The organism is Aquipuribacter sp. SD81, from assembly GCF_037153975.1.
In the GTDB taxonomy this organism is placed as follows: Bacteria; Actinomycetota; Actinomycetes; order Actinomycetales; family JBBAYJ01; genus Aquipuribacter.
Genome location: NZ_JBBAYJ010000054.1, coordinates 1 through 6,650, shown reverse-complemented (window position 1 = coordinate 6,650; position 6,650 = coordinate 1). Strand labels below are relative to the sequence as shown.

Annotated in this window: 7 protein-coding genes; 6 read left to right on the top strand and 1 reads right to left on the bottom strand. The window is 76.2% G+C overall.

Features of this window, described 5'->3' with window-relative positions:
- From WAA21_RS17715 to WAA21_RS17690, 6 genes are all read left to right on the top strand, one after another.
- Positions 1-283: hypothetical protein (locus tag WAA21_RS17715; protein ID WP_336924182.1), on the top strand; the 283-nt coding region annotated here is incomplete at its 5' end.
- Positions 280-1,182 (top strand): sugar phosphate isomerase/epimerase family protein, encoded by a 903-nt coding sequence (locus WAA21_RS17710; protein ID WP_336924181.1) that lies wholly within the window; start codon positions 280-282, stop codon positions 1,180-1,182. The genes WAA21_RS17715 and WAA21_RS17710, both read left to right, overlap by 4 nt.
- On the top strand, positions 1,179-1,976 hold the full coding sequence (locus tag WAA21_RS17705) for an EboA domain-containing protein (protein ID WP_336924180.1): 798 nt from the start codon (positions 1,179-1,181) through the stop codon (positions 1,974-1,976). The genes WAA21_RS17710 and WAA21_RS17705 overlap by 4 nt, the downstream gene beginning before the upstream one ends.
- The gene (locus WAA21_RS17700; RefSeq protein ID WP_336924179.1) at positions 1,976-2,857 is read left to right on the top strand and encodes a TatD family hydrolase; all 882 of its coding nucleotides are present in this window, start codon (positions 1,976-1,978) and stop codon (positions 2,855-2,857) included. The genes WAA21_RS17705 and WAA21_RS17700 overlap by 1 nt, the downstream gene beginning before the upstream one ends.
- Before the next feature lie 2 nt (positions 2,858-2,859).
- Positions 2,860-4,089, top strand: coding sequence for a metabolite traffic protein EboE (gene eboE / locus WAA21_RS17695; protein ID WP_336924178.1), 1,230 nt, complete (start codon positions 2,860-2,862; stop codon positions 4,087-4,089).
- A complete protein-coding gene (locus tag WAA21_RS17690; RefSeq protein ID WP_336924177.1) occupies positions 4,086-5,468 on the top strand; it encodes an alkaline phosphatase family protein in 1,383 nt (460 codons plus the stop codon). The genes eboE and WAA21_RS17690 overlap by 4 nt, the downstream gene beginning before the upstream one ends.
- Positions 5,469-5,770: 302 nt before the next feature.
- On the opposite strand, the gene WAA21_RS17685 is transcribed toward WAA21_RS17690, so the two are convergent.
- Positions 5,771-6,650 (bottom strand): sugar phosphate isomerase/epimerase family protein (locus WAA21_RS17685; protein WP_336924176.1); only part of this gene is annotated, 880 nt, incomplete at its 5' end.

Sequence of the window (6,650 nt, the reverse complement as noted above, 5' to 3'; positions counted from 1 at the left end):
GGGTGCCCCCGGCCGCGACGCCCGCGGCGTCCCGCCCGTCGTGCCCGCGCTCGCGGGCGCGGCCGCCGTCGTGTCGTACGCGTCGCGGGTGCTGCCGGCGCAGCGCGCCGCCGCCGACGGCACGGCCGGGTCCGCCCGCTCGGCCACCATGACGGGGCTCAAGGCGTTCGTGCTGCTGCAGGCGGGACTGCTCGCGGGGCTCGGCCGGCCGCTGCAGGCGCTCGGAGTACTCGGTCTCGGCCGCACCGGTCGGCTGCTCGCGCGCTTCGGGAGCCCGACGTGAGCGCGGAGCTCGTCGCGGAGGCGCCGTTCGCCGTCGGGTACGGCACGAACGGCTTCGCCGACCACCGCCTGCCCGAGGCGCTCGACGTCCTGGTCGAGCTCGGCTACCGCAGCGTCGCCCTCACGCTCGACCACCACCACCTCGACCCCTTCGCCGACGACCTGCCGGCACGGACCGAGCGGGTGCGCCGCGAGCTGGACCGGCGCGGGCTCGCGGTCGTCGTGGAGACCGGCGCGCGCTACGTGCTCGACCCGTTCCGCAAGCACGAGCCCACCCTCGTCGGGACGGACGGCCGGTCGCGGCGCGTCGCCCTGCTCCGGCTCGCGCTGCAGGTCGCGCGCGACCTCGGCGCGGACGCGGTGTCGTTCTGGTCCGGCGTTCGGCCGCTCGGGTGCCGTCCCGAGCAGGGCACCGAGCGCCTGCTGCGCAGCCTCGAGCAGCTGCTGCCCGAGGCGGAGGCGGCCGGTGTCCGGCTCGCGCTGGAGCCCGAGCCCGGTCACCACGTCGGTGTGCTGCAGGAGGCGCTCGACGTCGTCGAGACCCTCGGCCGCCCGGCCGCCCTCGCGCTCACCGTCGACGTCGGGCACAGCGTGTGCAACGAGCCGCAGCCGCCGCAGGAGACACTGCGCCTCGCGGGCGACCTGCTCGCCAACGTGCAGCTCGACGACATGCTCCCGGGCGTGCACGAGCACCTGCCGTTCGGCGAGGGCCACGTCGACCTGCCGGCCGTGCTCGGCACGCTCCTCGAGCTCGGCTACCGCGGACCGGCCGCCGTCGAGCTCCCCCGGCACTCCCACGCGGCCCCCGCCGTCGCGCGGCAGAGCATGGTCGCCATCCGCAACGCGCTCGCCGAGGCCGGCTCCCGCGCGCAGGCCGCGACGGCCGGGGTGCCGTCGTGAGCGCGTGGGGCGTCGCGGACTGGGACGCCGGGCCCGCCCGCTGGGCGGACGCGCTCCAGTCGCGGCTCGCGCCGGAGGCCCGGCAGCGCTGGCAGGGCGTCCGCGACCGGGCCGCGGCGGGCACCCCGCTCGACGTGGTGCTGCCGGGCGTCTCGCGCGCCGTAGGGCGCGAGCGGCTCGACCCCGACGACGACGGCGCCTTCGCGGGCGGCGTCGACGACCTCGCCCGGGCGCTGCTGCTCACCGAGGGCCCCGTCCCCGCGCAGGACGTCGCCACGCTGCGCTCGCTGTACGACGTCGGGGACGCCGCGGAGCGCCGGGCCGTGCTGCGCGCGCTGCCGCACGTGGCGGCCCGGGCGGCGGCGGGCGGCGACCGCGACCCCGCCGCGACCGTCCTCGTCGAGGACGCCCTGCGCGCCAACGACACCCGGCTCGTGGCCGCCGCGGTCGGCGCCGCCGACCTGCTCGACGCGGACGGCTTCCGGCAGGCGGTCCTCAAGTGCCTGTTCGTCGAGGTGCCGCTGGAGTGCGTGCAGGGCCTCGCGCGCCGCGCCGACGGACCGCTCGCCGCCATGACGGCCCGCTTCGTCGCCGAGCGCGTCGCGGCCGGGCGCGCGGTGCCCGACGACGTCGTCCTGGTCCTGCCGCCCAGCAGCGCCGCCGTCGCCGAGGCCCGGCTCGACGACCCGGCCCACGACGCCCACGACGACCGGCGCGCGGCGGCCGCCGCGGCCCGACGCCTGCTGGGGGTGCCCGGGCGGCCCGCCCCGCACGCCCCCGCCGAGGAGACCTGATGCGCATCTTCGACCCGCACATCCACATGACGTCGCGCACCACCGACGACTACGAGGCGATGCACGCCGCGGGCGTGCTCGCCGTCGTCGAGCCGGCGTTCTGGCTCGGCCAGCCGCGCACGAGCGTCGGCTCCTTCGTCGACTACTTCGACTCGCTGCTGGGGTGGGAGCGCTTCCGGGCCTCGCAGTTCGGCATCGCCCACCACTGCACGATCGCGCTCAACCCCAAGGAGGCGAACGACCCCCGCTGCACGCCGGTCCTCGACCTGCTCCCCCGCTACCTGGAGAAGGACGGCGTCGTCGCGGTCGGCGAGATCGGCTTCGACTCCATGACGGCCGCGGAGGAGGACGTCTTCGTCCGCCAGCTCGCGCTCGCGGTCGAGCACGGCCTGCCCGCGATGGTCCACACCCCGCACCGCGACAAGGCGGCGGGCACGCGTCGCACGCTCGAGCTCGTCGAGGCCTCCGGCATCGACGCGGCCGACGTGGTCGTCGACCACCTCAACGAGACGACCCTCGGCGACGTCGACGCCGCCGGCTGCTGGCTCGGCTTCTCCGTCTACCCCCAGACCAAGATGGACGAGCACCGGATGGTCCGGATCCTCGCCGAGCGGGGCACCGCGCGCGTCCTCGTGAACTCCGCCGCCGACTGGGGCCGCAGCGACCCCCTCAAGACGCGCAAGGTCGGCGAGGCGATGCTCGCGGCCGGCTTCTCCGACGACGACGTCGACCAGGTCCTGTGGCGCAACCCCGTGGAGTTCTACGGCCGCTCCGGGCGGCTCGTCCTCGACGACGTGCGCACCGAGCTCGGTGCGGAGTTCGAGGGCAGCTCCGTCCTGCGGGGCCCGCGTCAGGACCCCACGGACGCCGTCGGCGCCTGAGCATGCGGCTGACGCGCCCCGACGGCACCACCGTCCACGTCTCCTACTGCACGAACGTCCACCCCGCGACCGACCTCGACGGCATCGTCGAGCAGCTCCGCGTCCACGCCGCGCCGGTCCGGGAGCTGCTCGGCGTGCCGGTGCTCGGGGTCGGGCTGTGGTTCCCCGCCGCCGTCGCCGCCGCGCTCGCCGAGGACGCCGCGGCCGGCGGCCGTGCCGTGGCGGACCTGCGCGGGGAGGTGGAGCGGCTCGGCCTGGAGGTCGTCACGCTCAACGCCTTCCCCTACGGCGACTTCCACGGCCAGGCGGACAAGAAGGCCGTCTACCGACCGGACTGGACCGAGCCGGCCCGCCTCGCCCACACCGTCGCGTGCGCGCGGCTGCTGGCGGCGCTGCTGCCGGCCGACGTCGCGGCCGGGCCCGGCGGCACCGTCAGCACGCTGCCGCTCGCGTGGCGGGAGCCCTGGGACGCCGCGCGCGCCGCGCTCGCCGGCGACGCGCTCGCGGGCCTCGCCGCGGCCCTCGACGACCTCGCCCAGGACGGCCCGCGCGTCCGGGTGGGCCTGGAGCCGGAGCCCGGCTGCGTGTGGGAGGTGCTGGACGACGCCCTCGATTCCACGCACGGCCTCGCGGCGCTGCTCGACGGCCGGGACCCGGGCGGGCACGTCGGTGTCTGCCTCGACACGTGCCACAGCGCGGTCGGCTTCGACGACCTCGCCGACGCCCGCGACCGGCTCGCCGTCGCCGGCGTCGACGTCGTCAAGCTGCAGGCGTCCGCGTCGCTGCACGTCGACGCACCCGGGGACGAGGCGTCGCGGGCCGCCGTCGGCGCCTTCGCCGAGCCCCGCTTCCTGCACCAGACGCGCGAGCTCGCCGCCGACGGGCGCGTGCTCGCCGTCGACGACCTGCCCGAGGCGCTCACCGCCCTGCCGGGCCACGGCCCGTGGCGCAGCCACGTCCACGCCCCGCTGCACGCGGACTGGGACGGCCCCGTACGGCCGGAGACCGGCCCGCTGCGCGCGGCCCTGGCGGGCCTCGTCGTCCCGGGCGTCGTCGACGTCGTGGAGGTCGAGACCTACACGTGGTCGGTGCTGCCGGCGCAGCAGCGCGACGCCGCGGGTGGCAGCCTGCTCGCGGCGGGCCTCGCGGCGGAGCTCGCGTGGGTCCGCGACCGGCTCACCCGCCCGGCGTCGACGGCGCCGACCGACCAGCTGCCCGAGGAGGCACCGTGACCACACCCGTCCTGCTGCTCGACGTCGTGGGCCTCACGCCCCGCGCCCTGGAGGACATGCCGCGCCTGAGCCGCGTCGCCGACACCGGCTTCGCCGCCCCGCTCGGCACCGTGCTGCCGGCCGTCACGTGCAGCGTGCAGTCGACGTTCCTCACCGGGCTGCCGCCGTCGGGCCACGGCGCGGTCGGCAACGGCTGGTACTTCCGTGAGCTCGGCGAGGTCTTCCTGTGGCGCCAGCACAACCGGCTCGTGCAGGGCGAGAAGGTGTGGGAGACCGCACGGCGTCACGTGCCGGGCTTCCGCGCCGTCAACGTGTGCTGGTGGTACGCGATGGGCATGAGCACCGACGTCACGGTGACGCCGCGGCCCATCTACCACGCCGACGGGCGCAAGTCCCCGGACTGCTACGTGCGCCCCGCGGAGCTGCACGACGAGCTCGTCGCCGAGCTCGGCGAGTTCCCCCTCTTCACGTACTGGGGCCCGACCGCGGCCCTGGACTCCAGCGAGTGGATCATCGGCGCCACGCGTCGCCTGCTGCCCGGCGCCGACCTCACCCTCGCCTACGTCCCGCACCTCGACTACGACCTGCAGCGCTTCGGGCCGCGCTCGCCGGAGGCGCGCCGTGCCGCACGCGAGCTCGACGCGGCCCTCGCGCCGCTGCTCGACGACGCGGAGCGGCAGGGCGTCACCGTCGTCGCGCTGTCGGAGTACGGCATCACCGACGTGTCGCGCCCGGTCGACGTCAACCGCGTCCTGCGTCGCGAGGGGCTGCTCGAGGTCTACACGCAGGCCGGCATGGAGTACCTCGACCCGTGGGTGTCCCGCGCCTTCGCGGTCGCCGACCACCAGGTCGCGCACGTGTACGTCCGCGACGCCGACGACGTCCCGCTCGTGCAGCGTCTGCTCGCGGGCGTGCCGGGCGTCGCGGAGGTCCTCGACGCCGACGGGCAGCGCGAGCACGGGCTGGACCACGAGCGCTCCGGCGAGCTCGTGCTCGTCGCCGAGGCCGACGCGTGGTTCACGTACTACTACTGGCTCGACGACGACCGGGCGCCGGACTTCGCGCGCGGCGTGGAGATCCACCGCAAGCCCGGCTACGACCCGGCCGAGCTCTTCTTCGACCCCGCCGACCCCACGGCCAAGGCGAAGGCGGGGCTGCAGCTGGTCCGCAAGAAGGTGGGCCTGCGCTACAGCATGCAGACGGTGCCGCTGGACCCCCGCTGGGTGCGCGGCAGCCACGGCCGCCTGCCCGACGACCCGCAGGACGCGCCCGTCCTGCTGTGCAGCGACCCGTCGCTGGCCCGCGGGGCGCTCGCCGCCACCGAGGTGCGCGACCTCGTGCTCGCCGCCTGCGGCGTGCCGGTGCCGGCCGAGGTCTGACTCCGGCGCTCTGCCGCCCGCCGGGGGCGGGCGGTCGCCGGCCCGTCGCCGCGCGCTCCGCCCCGCCACCGACGCACACCCTGTACGCCTGTGGCCACGTGGCACGCGCGGCACAGCCCACCGACGCACACGCTGTGCGCCTGTGGCCACGTGGCTGGCCCCAGGGCGCCCACCGACGCACGCCCTGTGCGCCCGTGGCCGCACGGCCCGCCCGGTGGCGGCCCGGGACGCGACGTGGCCGCCCCCGCCGGAGCGGGGACGGCCACGGGTGTCGCCAGGTGGTGCGGGTGGTGCCGGGCGTCTCAGTACCTGACGGTGCGCAGGTAGTTGTAGCCGACCTGCGCCGTGGTGAGCGGCGTGATGTCGGGCAGGTCGTTCTCGACGATCCACTCGCGGACGCGGTGGTTGTCGAACAGGAGCGGGAAGTCGACGAACCCGGTGCCGACGTCGGCGAAGGCGTTGCCCGCGAAGGGGTCGAGACCCGGCTCGCGGTCCTTGACGTGGTACTGCAGCGTCTCCTGCGGCGCGGCGTTGATGACGTCCGCCGCGAAGCGGCTCGCGGTCGCCTCGGTCGCCTCGCCCGTCTGCAGGCCGCCCGTGACGGCCCAGAACAGGTCGACCTCGAGGTGGACGAGCGACGGGTCGAGCCGCTCGGTGAGGATCTCCCAGCCGGTTGAGCCGTCGTCCAGCGTGAGCGAGAACTCGTGCGCGTGGTTGTGGTAGCCGTAGCGCAGCCCGTAGGTCTGCGCGACAGCCGCCTCGGCGTTCATCTGGTCCGCCCACGCGCGCCACTGGTCCGCGGACTCCGTGCGCAGGTAGGGGACGACGATGAACTGCTGGTCGAGCGTGACGGCGGCCTCGAACTTGGCCTCCATGGCGGCCTGGCTGTTCGAGATGCCCTCGTGGCTGGAGGACGCCGTGATGCCGGCGGCGTCGAGGAGGTCCTTCATCTCCTCCGCCGAGTAGCCGTAGCGGCCCGCGAGCTCCACCCGGCGGTAGCCGTAGCCGGCGAGGCTGTCGAGCACCGACGACACCGTCTCGGCGTTGGTGATGGAGCGCAGCGTGTACATCTGGATGGAGATCAGCCCGGGCGGTACCGGCTTGCCGCGGCCGCGCGAGCCGGCGGCGGCGTGCGCGGGGGGCGCGGCGAGCGCCGGGCCGGCGCCGGCGAGGACGGCGGCG